The 19,228-nt window shown below is 46.4% G+C and carries 16 protein-coding genes; 12 read left to right on the forward strand and 4 right to left on the reverse strand.

Annotation, left to right across the window (positions count from 1 at the left end; genetic code table 11):
- Positions 1-256 precede the first annotated feature (256 nt).
- From QUA90_RS03865 to QUA90_RS03875, 3 genes are read left to right on the forward strand one after another with little or no spacing between them, the layout of a single operon-like run.
- Positions 257-1,261 (forward strand): mechanosensitive ion channel family protein, encoded by a 1,005-nt coding sequence (locus QUA90_RS03865; RefSeq protein WP_333443918.1) that lies wholly within the window; start codon positions 257-259, stop codon positions 1,259-1,261.
- The gene (locus QUA90_RS03870) at positions 1,258-2,583 is read left to right on the forward strand and encodes a DUF2254 domain-containing protein (protein ID WP_333443920.1); all 1,326 of its coding nucleotides are present in this window, start codon (positions 1,258-1,260) and stop codon (positions 2,581-2,583) included. The genes QUA90_RS03865 and QUA90_RS03870 overlap by 4 nt, the downstream gene beginning before the upstream one ends.
- Before the next feature lie 17 nt (positions 2,584-2,600).
- On the forward strand, positions 2,601-3,353 hold the full coding sequence (locus QUA90_RS03875) for a hypothetical protein (protein ID WP_333443922.1): 753 nt from the start codon (positions 2,601-2,603) through the stop codon (positions 3,351-3,353).
- 5 nt (positions 3,354-3,358) lie between these two features.
- Here QUA90_RS03875 and QUA90_RS03880 read toward each other — a convergent pair whose 3' ends face one another.
- Positions 3,359-3,499 carry a hypothetical protein gene (locus QUA90_RS03880; protein WP_333443924.1) on the reverse strand — a complete coding sequence of 47 codons (141 nt, stop codon included), beginning with the start codon at positions 3,497-3,499 and terminating at the stop codon, positions 3,359-3,361.
- 456 nt (positions 3,500-3,955) lie between these two features.
- Between QUA90_RS03880 and QUA90_RS03885 the strand changes: the two genes are divergently transcribed.
- From QUA90_RS03885 to QUA90_RS03895, 3 genes are all read left to right on the forward strand, one after another.
- Positions 3,956-4,717 carry a ZIP family zinc transporter gene (locus tag QUA90_RS03885; RefSeq protein ID WP_333085227.1) on the forward strand — a complete coding sequence of 254 codons (762 nt, stop codon included), beginning with the start codon at positions 3,956-3,958 and terminating at the stop codon, positions 4,715-4,717.
- A gap of 172 nt (positions 4,718-4,889) precedes the next feature.
- Positions 4,890-7,301, forward strand: coding sequence for a bifunctional serine/threonine-protein kinase/ABC transporter substrate-binding protein (locus QUA90_RS03890; protein ID WP_333443926.1), 2,412 nt, complete (start codon positions 4,890-4,892; stop codon positions 7,299-7,301).
- 503 nt (positions 7,302-7,804) lie between these two features.
- Complete coding sequence (locus QUA90_RS03895) at positions 7,805-8,524, forward strand: PHP domain-containing protein (protein WP_333322923.1); 720 nt, start codon at positions 7,805-7,807, stop codon at positions 8,522-8,524.
- A 346-nt stretch (positions 8,525-8,870) separates the two neighbouring features.
- Here QUA90_RS03895 and QUA90_RS03900 read toward each other — a convergent pair whose 3' ends face one another.
- Positions 8,871-10,037, reverse strand: a complete 1,167-nt coding sequence (locus QUA90_RS03900) for a CO2 hydration protein (RefSeq protein ID WP_333443928.1) — start codon at positions 10,035-10,037, stop codon at positions 8,871-8,873.
- A gap of 174 nt (positions 10,038-10,211) precedes the next feature.
- On the reverse strand, positions 10,212-11,726 hold the full coding sequence (locus QUA90_RS03905) for an NADH-quinone oxidoreductase subunit M (RefSeq protein ID WP_333443930.1): 1,515 nt from the start codon (positions 11,724-11,726) through the stop codon (positions 10,212-10,214).
- Positions 11,727-11,854: 128 nt separating this feature from the next.
- Between QUA90_RS03905 and QUA90_RS03910 the strand changes: the two genes are divergently transcribed.
- Entirely contained in the window at positions 11,855-12,466 is a 612-nt protein-coding gene (locus QUA90_RS03910; RefSeq protein ID WP_333443932.1) for a Uma2 family endonuclease, read from the forward strand.
- A 144-nt stretch (positions 12,467-12,610) separates the two neighbouring features.
- Here QUA90_RS03910 and QUA90_RS03915 read toward each other — a convergent pair whose 3' ends face one another.
- Positions 12,611-14,485, reverse strand: coding sequence for an NAD(P)H-quinone oxidoreductase subunit F (locus QUA90_RS03915; protein WP_333385093.1), 1,875 nt, complete (start codon positions 14,483-14,485; stop codon positions 12,611-12,613).
- 623 nt (positions 14,486-15,108) lie between these two features.
- Between QUA90_RS03915 and QUA90_RS03920 the strand changes: the two genes are divergently transcribed.
- The 5 genes from QUA90_RS03920 to QUA90_RS03940 all read left to right on the forward strand — a co-directional run bounded on the left by QUA90_RS03920 (position 15,109) and on the right by QUA90_RS03940 (position 19,205).
- Positions 15,109-15,420, forward strand: a complete 312-nt coding sequence (locus tag QUA90_RS03920; protein ID WP_006635059.1) for a carbon dioxide-concentrating mechanism protein CcmK — start codon at positions 15,109-15,111, stop codon at positions 15,418-15,420.
- A 96-nt stretch (positions 15,421-15,516) separates the two neighbouring features.
- Positions 15,517-15,858, forward strand: coding sequence for a carbon dioxide-concentrating mechanism protein CcmK (locus QUA90_RS03925; protein ID WP_006635058.1), 342 nt, complete (start codon positions 15,517-15,519; stop codon positions 15,856-15,858).
- A gap of 315 nt (positions 15,859-16,173) precedes the next feature.
- A complete protein-coding gene (locus QUA90_RS03930) occupies positions 16,174-16,479 on the forward strand; it encodes a EutN/CcmL family microcompartment protein (protein WP_006635057.1) in 306 nt (101 codons plus the stop codon).
- Positions 16,480-16,597: 118 nt separating this feature from the next.
- Entirely contained in the window at positions 16,598-18,235 is a 1,638-nt protein-coding gene (locus QUA90_RS03935; RefSeq protein WP_333443934.1) for a ribulose bisphosphate carboxylase small subunit, read from the forward strand.
- A 289-nt stretch (positions 18,236-18,524) separates the two neighbouring features.
- Positions 18,525-19,205, forward strand: a complete 681-nt coding sequence (locus tag QUA90_RS03940; protein WP_333443936.1) for a carbon dioxide concentrating mechanism protein — start codon at positions 18,525-18,527, stop codon at positions 19,203-19,205.
- Positions 19,206-19,228: the final 23 nt, after the last annotated feature.

A 19,228-nucleotide genomic window follows, 5' to 3' on the forward strand; every position in this document is an offset into this window, starting at 1 on the left:
GTTAGCTTTCTGCGTAACGAACCCTCCCCAATATTTACTGTTGCTGTGTAAGTCCTAAATTAGCCTCACGTTAAAGTAATCTACAGCCTTAAAAAAGAGTTTGATCTAGCTAATTTTAATACTATAGCAATCCTTGCAGGAGTCGTAAATTTTTTACCCCACCCCAACCCTCCCCGAACCCAAGGGGAGGGAGTAAGAAATTCACAAATGATTTAGGATTGCTATATCAATAACGACTGATGCAAGAGGAAGTTTTATGACAGCAGAAATATCCGGAGTCTGGGACAAGATTGAGAGCATGATCAATGGCTTCATTATCCTGCTGCCTAATATGATACTAGCGTTAATTGTTTTTGGAATCTTTTTCTTTGTTGGCCAGTCAATTAAGAGAGCGGTCAGGCGGCTTACCCGCAACCACCGCCAATCCAGAAATTTGGGACTGGTGTTGGGAAGGTTAGCGCAGGGTATTACTGTTCTGGTTGGTCTGTTTATTGCCTTGTCGATTGTAATTCCCACATTTAGAGCAGGCGATTTGGTGCAACTGCTGGGAATTAGCGGGGTAGCGATTGGTTTTGCCTTTCGCGATATCTTACAAAACTTCCTAGCTGGTATCCTAATTCTTTTGACGGAACCGTTCCAAATCGATGACCAGATTGTGTTTAAAAACTTTGAGGGAACGGTAGAAAATATTGAAACTCGCGCTACAACAATCCGAACCTATGATGGTCGCCGGATTGTAATTCCCAATGCGGAATTGTTCACCAATTCTGTTACTGTGAATACCGCCTTTGATAAACGCCGGATGGAATACGACGTTGGTATCGGCTACGGCGATGATATTCACCGAGCCAAGCAGTTAATGATGGAAGCTATGCACAGTGTGGATGAGGTTTTGAATGACCCTGCTCCTGACGTGTTGCTGATGGAACTTGCAGGAAGTACCGTCAATATCCGCGCTCGATGGTGGATTGCTCCGCCGCGACGAATGGACGATCTGCGATCGCGAGACAAGGTACTTTCTGCGATTAAAGAAAAGCTTACTGCCAACGGCATCGACTTGCCCTTTCCTACGCAGCAAATTTTGTTTCACGACCAAACCGAAGAGACGGATGGCGATCGCAAACGTCAACGCGAAGGATGGCCCGCTGGTAATGGCGAAGTTCCTAAACCCCGCAGCATCAGCGGTTCTCTGCAAAAACTCATTGAAGTGCGATCGCCACAAGACGGCAACGGACAATCTTCGCCCCACCCCTACTCATGAAAAATGTCAAATTAAGCAAACTTTGGGACTCGCTGCACTCTAGCTACTGGTTTATTCCAACGTTGATGGCGGTGGGGTCGATGATTTTAGCGATCGCCATGCTGACACTTGACCGCACGGGTAATACACCAGACTGGAGGTGGATTTACACGGGTGGAGCCGATGGTGCGCGATCGGTTCTCTCATCGGTTGCCAGTTCAATGGTCAGCGTTGTTGCTACAGCTTTTTCCATTACTATTGTGGCGCTTCAGTTGGCGAGTTCAAATTTTGGTCCCCGATTGCTGCGTAATTTTATGCAGGATACGGGCAATCAAATCGTGCTTGGCACTTTCATTGGCACGTTTATTTACTGTTTACTCGTACTGCGAACCATTCATGGAGAAGGAGAAGGATACAGTCTCTTTGTACCCCAACTCTCGGTGACAGTTGGTACCGGATTGGCAATTGCCAGTATCGGCGTACTGATTTACTTTATCCATCACGCATCAACCATTATTCAAGCCTCCCATGTAATTACTCAGGTTAGTGGCGATTTAGACAAAGCTCTAGATCGTCTGTTTCCCGAAAAAATCGGAGAAGCTAAGGCGAACAACTCGCGACAAGTGGGAGAAATTCCGGCCAATTTTGACTCGGAAGCAAGTTCAATCAAAGCCACTGGCGAGGGTTATTTGCAAGCAATCGATGACAAGGAATTAATGAAAATTGCCCGTCAGTACAATCTGCTTGTACGTCTTACAACTCGACCGGGAAAGTTTATCGTTAAGGGTAGCGATGTAGCGATGGTTTTCCCGGAAAAACAGGTTAATCAAAGCCTGAAACAACAGATTAACGATGCTTTTATTCTGGGCAAAGAACGGACTGAATATCAAGATGTAGAATTTCCAATCGATCAGTTAGTTGAAATTGCCTTGCGTGCGATTTCTCCTGCTATCAACGATCCGTTTACTGCGATTCGGTGTATCGATCGACTCAGCGCCGGATTATCCCGCCTCGCTCAAAGGGATTTTCCCTCGCCCTATCGCTACGACGATGAACAGAATTTGCGCGTCATTGTTGAGGGAGTGACGTTTGAAGGGTTAGTGGATGCTGCCTTTAACCAAATTCGCCAGTACAGTAAATCAGATGTGGCGGTAACAATTCGTTTATTGGAAGCTCTAGCTTGCATCGCCACTTACACTCACAATTTCCAACAACGAGAAGCTTTACGGCGTCAGGCGGAGATGATTTTAAATAGTAGCCGCGAACAAATCTCTCAGGAGCAAGACCAGAAAGATGTGCAAGAGCAGTATCACCAAGTCATTAAAGCTTCAAGACAGGATTAATTTGGTAGAGCAGAGTTATGGTAATAACAGCAGCTTTGCGATCGGCTCCTAATACTTTAGCTTTAACCGCGCTGATTGCCATTGGTTTAGCGCTGACACATTTATTTTCCGGCAAGTTGCGGTTTGCTTCTATTCCTCGCAGTGGCTGGCTTTCAGCAGCAAGTGGGGTTTCGGTAGCGTATGTTTTTGTGCATATTTTACCGGAATTAAATCTGCACCAAGTGGTATTAGAGCAAGTAGAAGCAGGAGTTATTTCCTATCTAGAACACCACGTTTATTTAATAGCTTTGTTAGGATTGACTGTATTTTATGGCTTGGAGCGAATTGCAAATTTATCTCGTCAGCGGGGCGAAGAGGATGTGACCAGTCTTGGTGTTTTTTGGTTACACATTGCCTCTTTTTCAATTTACAACGCTCTGATTGGCTATCTGCTGCTGCATCGGGAAGAACCGGGCCTTACCAATCTGCTGTTGTTTTCTTGTGCAATGGCCCTGCACTTTGCAGTGAACGACTCTGGTTTGCGGCAACATCACAAGCATATTTATGACCGCATCGGACGCTGGATACTAGCAGCAGCTATTATTGTGGGGTGGGTGTTGGGGAGCGCTACTGAAATTGGAAAAACTGCGATCGCAGTTTTATTTGCTTTTTTAGCCGGAGGAATTGTTCTCAACGTCCTCAAAGAAGAATTGCCAGAAGAACGAGAAAGTCGGTTTTGGGCATTTGTCCTTGGTGCTGGAATTTACACCGCTCTTTTATTGGCTTTGTAGAGGAATCAAAGGCAGCCCAAACGTTCGAGCTTAAAACCACTAGAACGAGCCAATCCTTCTGTCAGACGACGCTTAAAATTACCGGGATAATTTTTCCGATCGCTGCTACCAACTGCGACGGTATTAACAGTCTTAACTTGAGTCAAATTTATCAGCGATCGACGTTTATTATTCGCATCCTTTGCTGCCAGTTCATTCTTAATTTATCTAGACATCCAACACAGCACAAACGAAGTCAAAATCCGGGTGGTTTCTCACATGATTGCAGCAAAGATTGGTTGGTTTACTTATCTAATTTTTTGGCCAGGATATCCGTCAGCGGAGACGGCGATTAGGAGCAAATATCGTTATTATTGATTGAATAATGCTAGTTAAAAAAATTAGCCCTCTCTTCCGTTAGAAGCCTGGGGCTATCGCTGGTTTCCAGTCAATCGCATCCAGGGGTAAAAAAGTTAATCTTGAGGGGAACACTAGCGACTATAACTATGAGGAATGTACTTAGCAGATTAGGTAAAAAACCCGGTTTATGGCGCTCATCCGTAAGTCCTATATATAATTAATTTTTAGGCGCGCATAAAAAATTTTCCTTTGAGGTAGAGCTGATGTTTCCAGTGTGGTTGCAGGCAGGATTTTGGGGTTTACTGGGGGGTTCGGCGCTGCTACTGGGAGCGGCGGTGGGTTACTTTGTCAGCATTCCCCAGCGCGCGATCGCGACAATTATGGCTTTTGGCGCTGGTGTGCTGATTTCAGCGCTATCCTTTGAACTGATGGATGAAGCTTACAAGCGCGGCGGTTTCGACTCGACGGCGATCGGCTTTTTGGGTGGCGCTGCTGTCTACACAGCCGCCAATTGGTTTTTGAGTCAACAGGGAGCAAAACACCGCAAGCGATCGGGCGCTTTGCACCCAGCTAAAACAGAGTCAGGCGATGGCGGATTAGCCATCGCCCTCGGCGCGCTGTTAGACGGGATACCGGAGTCGATCGTCGTTGGCGTCAGCATGATTTCTGGAGGCGCTGTCAGTTGGGTGACAGTAGCGGCAATTTTTCTCTCCAACATTCCCGAAGGGCTCTCCAGCGCCGCCGGTATGAAAAAAGCAGGGAGATCGATGGGTTACATTTTTGGAGTTTGGGGTGCGATCGCAGTTATTTCCGGTATCGCAGCATTGTTAGGATATACGGTTTTCAGCGGCTTTTCTGCAGAAGTAATAGCCGCTACTACCGCCGTAGCAGCAGGGGGTATTTTAGCAATGATCTCAGATACTATGATTCCCGAAGCATTCGAGGAAACTCACGATTTTGCCGGACTAATTACTGTCTGCGGATTTTTAGCTGCTTTTGTACTCAGCAAGTTAGCAGAAAGATAATTGATAATTAGCGATCGCTCCTCACTAATGTAGAATTGCCAATTGCTGAGAGTTATAGTATTTTTGATATAGACACAGATGAATTTGATATGTTGCCAAGCTGTATTGGGCAACAAAAAAGCTTATAATCAACATTAAAGGCCGCAGCCTGTCAAGAGGTGTTGGAAGATTTATGTGTGTCAACTTAGGGCATATCCTACATGAAAGGTACGAAATTCTCGCTTTGTTGGGAGAGGGAGGGTTTGCTAGAACCTACACGGCTGTACAAATAAACAAACCTAATAATCCTCTGTGCGTTGTTAAGGAAATTCCTTTTCCCCTATCGAACGATCCGCGCGTCTTGGAGAGGGCAAGGAAGCGATTTGAAAGAGAGGCTAGCGCTTTGCGCCGTCTCGGCAAAAACTCGCGCATTCCCGAATTATTCGATAGCTTTGAAGAAAACGATTATTTTTACTTGGTTCAAGAATATATTGAAGGACATCCGCTTAGTCAAGAACTCACTGCGGGCGATCGGTGGAATGAGCAACAAACTGTTGCTTTGTTGCGGGAAGTTCTGGAAACACTAAAATCAGTCCACCAAGAAAATATTATTCACCGCGATATTACACCTTCTAACTTAATTCGGCGCAAAACCGATCAAACAATTGTTTTAATTGATTTTGGGGCGGTCAAAGAAATCGGCACTTTTACCGCTAACTCTACTGGTGAAATATTCACATCGCAGGCGATCGGCACCAGGGGTTATATGCCTGCCGAACAATACAATCCGCAGTCTGTCCCGCAACCCTACAATGATATTTATGCAGTAGGAATTATCGCGATTCAATCCCTCACCGGGCGGCGTCCCACCAATCTGCCACAAGACCCCGAAAATTGCGAAATTATCTGGGATTATTTAACATCTGAACCAGTTAGCGATGGTCTAACAAATATTTTAACCAAAATGGTGCGCTTCCACTTCCAAGACCGCTACCAGTCTGTTGAGGAAGTTTTGCAAGACTTGAATTTGATCGTCCCAGGGCCCCAATTACCCAAAACTTCGCGGAAGTTGCGATCGCGCTTTCGCTGGCTGCTGTTAGGCGTTGCGGGAATTGCGGCTTTTGGGGTGATCGTACTTTTAATCCCCAGAATTTTCCCGCTAATCCCCAGAATTTCCCCGCAACCAACGTTGCTGACACCCTCCGCCGATGGTGTAAGTTCCGGCGAAAAACTCTTAGTGCAAACCTCCGCCCTGTGGTCAAAACAAAGGGGAATAAATGAGTTTGCCGACTCTAATTATCCCGAAGCTTTAAAATTACTTAAACAGTCCTGGCGGGAAGACCGCAGAGATCCAGAAACTTTAATTTACATCAACAATGCTCTGCTGAAGGCAATAAATGCAGAATATTACACGATCGCAATTGTTGTTCCCATTCGCAGAAATCAGGACGGCAGCATCCTCAACGCAAATTTAGCAGAAGAACTGCTTCGTGGCATTGCTCAAGCTCAAACCGAAGTTAATTTAGGTCTTCTGGCTGCAAATGAGAACAATAAAAATTTTCCCGGTCAAGGCTTTCTCCAACCAAAAGCTATTAAAGGAAAAGGTCTCAAAGTCATCATTGCTGATGATGGCAATATCAAATCCTACGCGATTCAAAGGGCTAATTATCTGGTCGCTCAGCCCGATATTCTAGCAGTTATCGGCCACTACACCAGCGACATGACTGTAGAAACCGTAGATATTTACAATCGAAATCAACTAATCGCCATTTCTCCAGGAAGCACAACAGAAGAACTGACGAGAAAACCTCGAAAATTTTTCTTTCGGACGGCTCCTACAACTAGCATAGAAGCTGAAGCTTTAGTAAATCAACTGCTCTTGGTCGGTGAGAAAAAAGCCGCAGTATTTTACAATCCCAACAGTCCGTTTAGCGCTTCTTTGTGGGAAGAATTTAAAGAGCAATTTGAAGCCAAAGGAGGCTCGACTTTTAGAATTAGGAATTATTACGATTTATCTAAAAATAATTTAGACGCCGAAGCAGCAATCAAAGAAGTTGAGAAAGCCGGAAAAACAGCCTTACTTGTCATTCCCGACGGTCAAGTCACTAATTCCCTGGAAAATGCGATCGCAATGATTAAAGCTAATGGCGATCGCAATTGGATTGTCGGGCCCTGGACTCTGTACGAGCCGAGAACGTTAGAGGTAGCAAAAGAGCTAAAGTCTGTTGAAAAACTGGGCATATCTGTGTTTTGGCATCCGTTAATAAGTTTTGACAAAAAATTTCCGCAAAACGCTGAAAAATTGTGGGGAGGCCCGGTCAATACTCGATCGGCTTTAACCTACGATGCCGCCCGGACGCTGATTAAAGCCCTCGAAATGCAGCCAGAACCTAGCCGCGAAGGAATGCAAAAAACCTTAGCCGATCCCAACTTTAAAGCCGAAGGAGCCTCCGGTATAATTGAGTTTGACTCGAAGACTGGAAATCGGAAAAACCCTCCTAAACGAGTGGCGCATATTGTACCGTGTTCTAGAGAACAGTTTGGAGTTACATTTGTGCCGATCGAATTTTCCACAGCCGCAGCCGCAGGTTTAAAGTGCGATTGAATTGATATAGCAATCCTTGCAGGAGATGTAAACTTTTTACCCCACCCCAACCCTCCCCTTATCAAGGGGAGGGAGTAAGAAAATCACAAATGATGCGAGGATTGCTATATCTTGTGGCATTTTCCACAAACCTTTTAAGCGTGGGCAGGATGCCCACTCCACAATAAAATTTACTCTTTGTGGAACAGGCCCGAAAGCCTGTTGCTGAGAATGATGCAATAGGTGCGAGTAAATTGATATCTTGCGGCATTCTCCCCAAAGCTGTAGAGGCGAGTTTTACCCACTATAAATTGCCTAAAATCAATAATCTCATAAACCGACCCCCACCCGACAATAAAATTCTGGATAAAGAATTGTGCAAGATGTGCGAGTGAATTGATATCTTGTGCCGAACGCAACAATCCGCCAGATATTTCAATCCCACAGCAGACTATTGCCACAGGTGCAACATATCAATTTATTAGATATATTAAACAAGGTTAGTTTTTTTTATAATAACGCTTATGGCTGTCAATCTCGCTGCCCCAACAAGTTCTAGTCTCAAACCAGAAGCCCAGAATATCTCAGCACTCAAACAAGTCTTTCAGACAATTGATGCCGATAGCTGTCCGGGTTCCTATAATTTTCATATGCACACAGTCTACTCCGACGGGCGATTGCAGCCAGAGAAATTGATGGAACAAGCCATAGCCGGAGGTCTCAAAGGCTTAGCTATCACCGACCACCACAGCACCCAAGGCTACGTTAAAGCTCAAATTTGGCTGGATAATTGGAAATTAAACCATCCCGACAAAAATAGCGAAGCACCTAGTCTCTGGACAGGCGCTGAAATTAATGCCGAATTGCTCAACAATGAGGTACACATTCTCGGTTACGCCTTTGATCCGCAACATCCCAGTCTCCAACCATACCTACGAGGTAAAAGTACAGAAGGCACTTATTGTTATTCAGCAGCTAGGGTAATTGAAGCTATTCATGAAGCAGGAGGTTTAGCAGTTCTCGCACATCCTTGCAGGTATCGATCGACTGCAGATAAACTAATCCCAGAAGCAGCCCGTTTCGGCATTGACGGTGTAGAAATTTACTATGCTTACGGTAATCCCAATCCTTGGAAACCGAGTCCCAAACAAACTGCTTTAGTCAAAGAATTAGCAGAAACTTATGGTTTGCTGGGAACTTGTGGCACGGACTCTCACGGCCTGAGTCTTCTCGTCCGAATTTAGATAGTTGGGAAATAAGAAGTGCTTTATCCGGTCATTACCAGTCTAAGCGTTAGCGGATATACCTATGATGAAAGCAATCACAATGAACCGAAAACAAACAATTTATCAGGTCATATTAAGTCCGATAAAATGACTATAAAATTGTTTGGTACTGAGGACTTCAGTCCTCATAAAAGTCTGTGGACTGAAGTTTTCACTACTTGCCTGATAACGGCTATTTTACGGGACGTGAGATAATTGCGATCGCCCGGATGATCTTTCGGTATCCAAAAGTAAGCAATTGCTTTCTTCAGGTAATATTCTTGGAACTCCGAGAGACATTGCGCCCTAAAAACCAGTCGCCCTTCTACCGTTCGGGGAACAACTGACAAGCCCGGTTAGTTGGCTGATTTGCCCAATCCAAGCGAGAATTCCCAAATCGATCCATCCAACCTTCCAAATAAGCTCGATTAGCCTTTTTTTCCTCTGGATCTGAGGTATTCATGGGATGAGGTGCTAAACCCAAAATAGTCGCCGTCGTCACGCAAAACATCGACTTCTGAAAACTTTGGCAAATTTGCACCCGCACATCGTCTTCACCCCGACAGCTAGTGCGATAAACTTCGTGCAAATACTCCGGCAAATAATGACGCATATCTTGCATCAATTGAGTTGGCGGAATCCCTGCACCTCCAATAGGTAAAGGGTCAGCAAACAAAGCCCCGTAGGCAAATTCTCTTTGTTCTTCCGGGATTTGATGAGCTTGAGCGTTGTAGGAAACTGTGCCAAAAAACGCAGTGCCCCGGAAGAAAATTGATTCTACATAAGGCACTGCTACATCTGGTAAAAATGTCAAGTTAGCCGAGGCCGGAATGATATCGTAGACTTTGCCGTGAATCTTGACGCTGTAGGTAATCGGTAGACTGGCCGCGGCGACTAAACCGGCTTTGACAAAATTAACTACGTCAGAAATAGACTTTGTTTCCCCTCGTTCGTAGGAATCAGATAAGTCCATAAACAAATCGCTCATTACCCGCCAAAACTGACCGAGGCCGGTGTAGTAAGCCAGCATCCGCACTTGTTCCGGCAAAAAATCAGGAAATGTTTTGTTGAGTCCCTGCATGAAAAAATTGCCTTTCAGCTTAGCTGCGATCGCTTTTTCGACCAAACTGCTAAATTCCGGGGAATCCAAATAACTGTCCAAACCGCCGCCGCCGTGCCAAAGCATTGTTCTCATGCAATACTCAGCATACTCAAAATTTATGCGATCGTGCCACAAATAGCGCATTAATTTGGGCAGATTCACATCTCCGTTGAAATATTTAAAAAATGGGAAGAGCACTAAAAACTGTTCTTCTGCAATATAGTTGAGATTGCGAGAATAGGCATCTAAAACAATAGCATAACTTTTCAGCACGCCGACAACTTCAACCACATTTTCCGTAGATTCAGGCAGTAAAGCTTGGCCTGATTCCAAGATGTCAATGTATGCAGATAGGGGATGGGAAGAGGGTTTTAATACGGTACTTTTCATTTTTATTTAACCTTAATTGAAGGAAGGCACGACACGGATTTGAACACGGATACACTGATGAATGGAATAGGTAGGGACACGGCAGTGCCGTGTCCCTACAGGCGTCTGCTGTATTTCATGGGATTGAAAACTGCCATAGGACTAAAGTCCGATGCTACGAACCTAGGTCATATTTTATTTCAAGTTTTGAGCAATCACTTTAATTTGGGGTGGCACATTAGCTACCATTCCGATCGCAGTTTTTTCGCTCAAAGCAACTACAACTCCCGGCTGCACTCCCATGATTGCAATAATTATTGCTAAAACCAGCGAAGGAATGCGATCGCGCCAGCGGACTTGCGGCAAATTTACCACCACATCCGAAAGGCGGCCGAAAAAGGCGCGGTTGACCATAATTAAAAAGTAAACTGAAGTTAAACCAGTGCCGATCATGCAGAGCAAAGTTTGCACCGGAAACACTGGCAAACTGCCCCGAAATATCAAAAATTCAGCAATAAATCCAGCCAAACCCGGAATGCCGGCACTTGCCATCACGCCGAGGATCATTAAACTGCCAATCATCGGCAAACCGCGATCGGGATTAAACAAACCTTTGAGCACATCGATGTTGCGGGTGCCGGATTTTTTGTAAACAATGCCGACGGTTAAGAATAGTAGCGCCGAAATTAAACCGTGGCTAACCATTTGTAAAACAGTTCCCAGCAGACTAATCGGAGTAGCTGCGGCGCTAGCTAACAAAATGTAGCCCATGTGAGCGATCGAACTATAAGCTACAATTTTTTTCATATCTTTTTGGGCGATCGCGCAACTCGCCCCGTAAAGCACACTCACCACCGCCCAACTCGCCAAAGTCGGCGCCGCCACCGCCCACGCATCTGGAAACAAACCTAAACCAAAGCGCAGCATCCCATAAGTTCCCAGCTTCAAAAGCACCCCCGCCAGCAGCACCGAAACCGGCGTCGAAGCTTCTACGTGAGCATCCGGCAGCCAAGTATGAAAAGGCACCAAAGGCATCTTAATTCCAAAAGCCAGCAACACCCCTGCCAGCAAAACAATTTGCCTTACCAAAGGCAAGGGCAATCCTCCTTGCAAATGCGATGCGCCCGCGGCACCAACCATATCGAAACTCGAAGCACCGCTAAGCCAACCAGTGCCCAAGAAAGCAGCCAGCAGCACAATTCCCGAAAATGCAGTATAGATTAAAAACTTAGTAGCAGCGTAACCCCGGCGCTCGCCTCCCCAAATCGCAATTAACAGGTAAAGCGGAATCAATTCTACCTCAAAAAACAGGAAAAATAGCAGCAAATTTTGAGATAAAAAAGCCCCTGTTACGCCGCCAGTAATTAACAGAATCAAAGAATAATAAAGTCGAGGTCTGCGGATCGACTCATCCGTAGCGTAAATAGCTACCCCTGTCAGCAGAGTATTTAAAATTACCAAAGGCAGAGCCAAACCATCAACACCGAGATTGTAATTCAATCCCAAAACATCTATCCAAGGAATGAATTCCCCAAACTGCAACTGACTGGTACTGGCATCAAACTGAATTGCCAAAATCACCGATAGAATAAAAGCTATACCCGCAATGGCGATCGCGACATTCCGAACTATTTTAGAACTCACTGAACCGGGCCAGAGCCCAATCAGGGCGGCAGCCAACATTGGTATCCAGATTAAAGCACTGAGCATCAATTAAAACTTTCCTTTGTTACACAGTATTTAGAGCTATATTTAACATTAACGCAAAGCAACTGAATAAAAAAGCGATCGGCTGATTTTCTTGTTAACATAGATTCAAATGTCTCTGGAATCCTCCTATGACCTCAAGTCTTACAGAGCCAGAAGATTTGCAAATTAAATCCGGTTCTCCTTCCACCCGCCTCACCGTTGCCGACTTGGAACAACTGCAAAGTATACTCTCGGAAGCACATCTCGACTACCAATTAGAACTGGTAGACGGGAAGATTATCGTTATGGGCCCATCAGACATTGTATCGAGCGAAATTGGGGCAGAGTTAGTCAGACTTTTACTAAACTGGGTCAAACCGCGCAAACTCGGACGAGTGTTTGAGTCCAGCGGCGGGTTTATTCTCCCCAATTCAAATCTTACAGCACCCGATGTTTCGTTTGTGGTAGCCGATCGCCTCAAACAAAGTAAAAGGTATTTTGCCGAACTTGTTCCCGACTTAGTTGTAGAAATCAAATCTCAGTCCGATCGCCTCAAACCCCTGCGAGAAAAAATTTTATCATTTATCGAACTCGGAGCAAAAGTAGGAATATTAATCGACCCAGACAAGCGTACAGTAACAATTTACACTCCGGAAGCAGAGCCAGTGGTATTGAGAGACGGCGACATGATTTCAATTCCCGAACTTTTGCCCGGTTGGGAAGTTGCGGTGACAGAATTATGGCCGATCGAGTTTGAATAAAATTAGATAAAAAAGCAGACAAACCCAGAATAAAATCATCTGCGTTCATCTGCGTTCATCCGCCCTCATCTGCGGTTTAAAATTAAATAACATCAGACAAAAAGCAGACAAACCCCGAAAAATTCATCTGCCAACCTCTGCGGTTTAAAACTGCCAAATAATCAACGCCAGCAACACCGCAACCCCCCCCACAATAGTCAACACATAAAACTGCGACTGACCGGTGCCGCTGTACTTCAACCCTTCGCCGCTGAAAATTGTGGCAAAACCGAACAAATTCACCGCCCCATCCACCACATACCTATCAGTCCAAGCGCTGATTTTAGAAATAAAAGCCACCGCCCAAACGACAGTCAAGCGGTAAACTCGATCGATATAAAAATCGTAAGCGAACAAATCCTGCACCGCCGGCACCGGCAGCCGTACCGGTCGAGGTAATACCCCGTACCAATAAATCGCCACCCCAACCGCAACGCCAATCAACCCAGATAACAACAACAGCGGCGTATCCAGCGTCTTCAAAAGCAAATTTAAAGCATCAAAATCTCCCGTTTCCGCCCAAGGCCCAGTCCAACTAATTAACAGTTGCCACCGCTGCAACATCCAAGGAACCAACAGCCCCATCACTGTCAAAATTACCATCGGCAAAGCCATCGGCCAACCAACTTCTGGAGCTCTGCGAGTTTTCGGCTGCGGTTTTCCAGCAAACACTAAACCGAATATGCGAGTTAAATTTAGCGCTGTCAAACCGTTAACCAAAAGCAACACAACTACCAGCCACAAAGGCACAGTCCAAAAACCGTTGAGCCAGCGCCGCATTGCCCAAAAGTTGCCCAGAGGCAACAGCGCTACCATCCCCGCAGCGCCTACTAAATAAGCCGTAGTCGTGGCAGGCATCTTCGACCACAACCCACCCATTTCTGTTAAATCTTGAGTGTTAGTTGTGGTAATAATTGACCCTACGCTCATGAATAATAGGCCCTTGGCGATCGAGTGGGCGAACAGCAACAGCAAAGCAATGTCAACTTGATTTAGCCCCACGGCGATAAACACCAAACCCATAGAAGCGCTGGTAGAATGCGATAGTGCTCTTTTGATGTCGATTTGGGCGATCGCCACCAAGGAAGCGCCAACAGCCGTTACCGCACCCAAAACCACCAGCACCGCATCCGTCACGGGCGACAGCGCTAAAACAGGCTGAAGTTTAATCAAAACATAAGCCCCAGCGCCCACAACTACCGTATTCCGCATAATCGAAGCCGGGTTGGGCCCTTCCATCGCCTCGTCGAGCCACAAATGGAAGGGAAATTGAGCGCACTTGGCCGTAGGTGCGGAGATTAAAGCCAAACCTAAAAGAGTCGCCACTAGGGGAGACAAAGTTGCTGTTTCCGCCCATGTTTCCAAATCGGAAAAATTCAAACTTCCCGCTAAAGTTGAAAGCGTCACTACTCCCATCAGCAGTGGCACGTCTCCTACACGCTTGGTTAAAAACGCATCTCTAGCGGCCGTTACTACCAGCGGTTGAGCGTACCAAAACCCGACTAGCAAATAAGTTGAAAGCGTCAGCACTTCCAACAAACCGTAAGTTAGAAGCAGCGAGTCGCTAATGGCAATGCCACTAATTGCAGCTTCAAAAAAACCCATCAGCCCAAAAAATCGAGCTAGCGCCCAGTCTTTTTCCATGTAGCCTAGAGCGTAAATTTGTGCTAGCAAACTCAGAACACTAACTAACTCCATTGCTCCGACGCTGACGGTGGAGATTTCTATTGCAAAAGACAAATCTAAATCGGCTGCTTGCACCCAGTGCACGAGCAACTGTTGAGGCGGTTGATCCCAAGTCGCTGTAAAAATAACTGATCCGTGTATGAAAGCCACCACCGTCATCAGCAAGTTGAAGTAAGCTGCAGGTCTTGGCCCTGTTCTGCGAATGGTGCCGGTAGACCACGGCAAAGTTAAAATTGCGCCTATTAAGCCATATAAAGGTACCCACCAACAGGCTTGGAGGAGAAATTGAGTCATTTAATTTATCCCTTAAACTTCAAATTACGAGCTGCCTTTATACAAAAACAGTCGCGGGCGATCGCGCGAGGCCCTAAAACTTTGACTAAACCCGATCGTATAGTTGTGGCAAAATAATTTGCAGTCCAGATTAACTATACATGAAAGCATCAAAACTGATAATTATCTCAACACAAAATTATAGGCTGAGCAGAGGAGGCAGTCAAAGAAAAAAATGCCTGCCGATGGGCCAAGACTGCCTTTTTTGCCGATTTCCCTGCGATCCCCATTTTGAAATCCCCTAGTTTCCCGCCAGCGATCGGCTCCGGCTTCGCATACCGAACTCTACTTGATGAGTATTCTTACTTACTTTAATCCCCCCTAGCTCTCGGTATCTATCCCTCTAAATATTAAGATTATTAAATAAATATTAAATTATTTTAAGTAACATAAAAAATTTTAATTTTTGTTATTAAACATTATGATGTTAGTTTATATTGTCAAGGTGGACACCTTCCCCTATTCTTATAGGATAGGAAGCTTTACACTGCATTACTAAAAAATGTGGGCCTCCCCGTCCAAATTTTTAGATTTCTCAAAGATTTGTAACGGTAATTTCGCTCATCCTCAAAGGAGATTCAAAAATGTCAATTGCCGTGGGAATGATTGAGACAAAAGGTTTTCCCGCTGTTGTGGAAGCTGCCGATGCTATGGTCAAAGCTGCCCGCGTTACCCTTGTGGGTTATGAAAAAATCGGCAGCGCCCGCGTCACCGTAATTGTGCGCGGCAACGTGTCGGAAGTCCAAGCCTCAGTCGCAGCAGGAGTGGAATCCGTCAAGCGTGTGAACGGCGGAGAAGTCGTCTCTACCCACATCATCGCTCGCCCCCACGAAAACCTAGAATACGTTCTGCCGATTCGATATACAGAAGCAGTAGAACAGTTCCGAGGCTACTAAGTTCTTAGCGCACAAAAGTTTTCTTAAAAGAAAATTTGTGCGATCGTCAAAAATTAACTGTTTAGTTCCCCAAATATTCAATCAGGAGTAAAACCAATGGCAATTGCAGTTGGCATGATCGAAACCCTAGGCTTCCCCGCAGTGGTAGAAGCCGCTGACGCGATGGTCAAAGCAGCCCGCGTCACCTTGGTAGGCTACGAAAAAATCGGTAGCGCTCGGGTTACGGTCATTGTAAGAGGAGATGTCTCGGAAGTGCAAGCTTCTGTCGCAGCCGGAGTAGAGTCAGTGAAGCGCGTTAACGGCGGACAAGTGATGTCCACCCACATTATCGCCCGCCCTCACGAAAACTTAGAGTACGTGTTGCCGATTCGCTACACCGAAGCTGTAGAACAGTTCCGTGAAGGCGTCAGCGGCATTCGCCCTCTCAACAGATCATAAGATAGGCGATTCCCTACGGGATAGCTTCGCTTCACGGCTGTTAGGGGCGTTTGGTAATTAAAAATTAAAAATCGCGATGTTTTTGATTTAGCATTTTTAATTTTTAATTGAGGTGGGCATGGGATATTGGTTATTAGTCATGAGTCATTAGTCATTAGTCATTAGTCATGAGTCATGAGTCATGAGTCATGAGTCATTAGTTACTAGACGAATAACTCTAAACGGCGGACAGCGGACTGAGCAAAACTAATAAAAAAAAGACAAGTGACCCTGTAAAAATGACAATTACCAATTACCTATTACCTATTACCTAAAATGCAAATGGCCAAAGTTCTCGGCACAGTTGTCAGTACCCAAAAAGAGCCGACGCTGAGAGGATCGAAATTTCTACTGCTGCAATTCATCGATGAGGAAGGTTCGCCAGTTCCCGGCTATGAGGTAGCCGCTGACTGTGTGGGCGCTGGTATAGATGAATGGGTTTTAGTGACCCGAGGCAGCGCAGCCCGGATCGCGCCCGGAAGCGAAAACCGTCCGATCGATGCTCTAGTAGTAGGCATTATAGATACTGTCAATGTAGAAAACCGCCTCATTTACAGTAAAAAAGACGACCCGTACGGCTAGTTGCAAGCGTTAGCAGTTAGCAGTTAGTGGAAAAATAACTAACAACTAACAACTAACAACTAACAACTAACAACTAACAACTAACAAAAAGATTTTTCAGTTTAGGAGAACTTAATTTATGGCAGTCCGCAACGTTGCGGCTCCCCCGACGCCTTGGTCGAAAAACTTGGCTGAGCCTAAAATTCACGACACCGCCTTCGTACATTCCTTTTCTAACATTATTGGGGATGTGCAGATCGGTTCTAATGTGATGATTGCCCCCGGGACATCTATCCGCGCCGATGAAGGTACTCCTTTTTATATCGGACAAGGAAGCAACATTCAAGACGGAGTAGTGATTCACGGCCTAGAACAAGGCCGAGTCACAGGAGACGACGACAAATCTTATTCTGTGTGGGTGGGGAAAAATACTTCCCTCACCCACATGAGTTTAATTCACGGCCCGGCCTACGTGGGCGACAACTGCTTTATCGGCTTTCGCTCCACGGTGTTCAATGCCAGAGTGGGCAACGGCTGCATTGTCATGATGCACGTACTAATTAAAGATGTGGAGATTCCCCCCGGTAAGTACGTACCTTCGGGAGCCATCATCACTAATCAGAAGCAAGCCGATCGCTTGCCTGACGTTCAAGATTCTGACATTCAATTTGCGACCCATGTCATCGGCATCAATGACGCTCTGAGAACGGGTTATCGCTGCGCTGAGAACATCGCCTGTCTAGCACCAATTCGCAACGAGCAAACTAAAAACCCAAATATGACTCAAACCAAATATTCTACCCATGCCGGCACCCAATTGAGTTCAACTCTTGCCGATAGCATTCGTAATTTACTAGCTCAAGGATACAGCGTGGGAGCCGAACACGCCGACGCACGCCGCTTCCGGACCGGTTCTTGGCGTACTTGCGGCCCGATTTCCTCAACCCGTGACTCAGAAGTGATCGCGGCTTTGTCAGCTTGCATGGCTGAACACCAAGGAGAATACGTCCGCTTGATTGGGATTGACACCAAAGCCAAGCGCCGCGTACTAGAAGAAATCGTCCAAAGACCGGGAGACAACGGCTCTAACGGTTCTAACGGTGCGAAAACTCACCAATCTAACGGTAAAGTTGCACAACAAGCTTCATACCACAATAGCGGTTCCGTGTCAAGCGGAAAATTGAGTGCCGAAACAGTGACTCAGGTTCGTGGCTTGCTAGCTCAAGGCTACAAAATTGGCACGGAACACGCCGACGCGCGCCGCTTCCGCACCAGTTCTTGGCAAAGCGGGGCTTCGCTGCAAGTCAGAAACGAATCTGAGGCGATCGCCGCTTTGGAAGCTGTGATGAACGAGTACCCGGGCGAATACGTGCGCTTGATCGGGATTGACCCGAAAGCTAAGCGGCGCGTGGTTGAAGAAATTATTCAGCGTCCCGACGGCCCAGTTGCTCAATCGGCTAAGCCGACAGCAACCTCGGGATACAAAGCAGCTTCGACTGGTTCAGCCAGCAGCGGAAGTTTGACCGGCAAGACGATCGACCAAGTCCGCAACCTGCTTTCCCAAGGCTACAAAATTGGCACGGAACACGCCGACGCGCGCCGCTTCCGCACCGGTTCTTGGAGCAGTTGCGCCCCGATCGCATCCAACCGCGAATCCGAAGTGATTTCTGCCCTCGAAAGCTGTCTCAAAGAACACAGTGGCGAGTACGTCCGTTTGCTGGGTATCGACTCCAAGGCGAAGCGCCGGGTACTCGAAGAAATTATCCAACGACCTTAATTTGCCTGGTAATTAGCTTGTTTCTCCCGTTAAGCCCTCGCACAGGTGCCCACGGGAGAAATCCAAGCGGATTGAAGTTGGATTTGAGATAGTTAAAAAGCTCGATTGAGAAGGGTTGGTCAAAATCTAGAATCTTCTGGAACTTTCTAGAAAACGTTAAAGCATCAATCTTCTCAGTATTAGTAAATTATCGTTTCTTAGATTGACATGGTTAAATTTATTAGTCGAAAAAACCCATAATTTAAAGTCCTTTGATCTAAAAAAATCGCTCCTTTCATGGTGAAGTTGAATGTATTTATCGCCACTGCAATTAAGTAGCAACTCTCAGATTTTGATGAGTGGCGATGTAGTTGTGAATGAGGGTGCGGCGATCGCCCCTGGAGCAATCCTGCAAGCAGATCCCGGAAGCCGGATCTCGATCGCCGCCGGTGCCTGTATCGGTATGGGAGTTATCCTTCACGCCCGTGAAGGTACTCTGGAAATCGCGGCGGGCGTTATTCTTGGTGCAGGAGTGCTGGTGGTAGGTGCGGGAACGATCGGGGAAAATGCCTGTATTGGCGCCGCGACCACCCTAATCAATCCTTGTATTGACAAAATGCAAATTATGGCAGCAGGTTCTCTACTCGGAGATACCAGCCGCCAAGCCGCCTCAGAAGAAGCAACCGCAACAGCGCCAAAAACAGCGCCAACATCACCAGAAACCCCCGAAGCCACTACGCCACCAGTCGATCGACCGGTCGAGCCGATCGAGCCGCCACAACCCCCCGAAACACCGCCTCAAACTGCGCCGGAGACGGCCCCAGACCCGCCGGAATCCACCGCCGCAGATCCGCCCCAACCAGGGGAAACACCGACTATTCTCTACGGTCAAGCTCACATCAATCGGCTGTTGGGGACACTGTTTCCGCACCGACAAGCTTTTAATCGATCGGAGGAAAACGGCCAAACTCTATCGGGCGGTTCCGGGTAGCCGTCATTTCGGCAAAAGGCAGC

Origin of the sequence: Microcoleus sp. D3_18_C4, assembly GCF_036702355.1 — a bacterium.
GTDB lineage: Bacteria > Cyanobacteriota > Cyanobacteriia > Cyanobacteriales > Microcoleaceae > Microcoleus.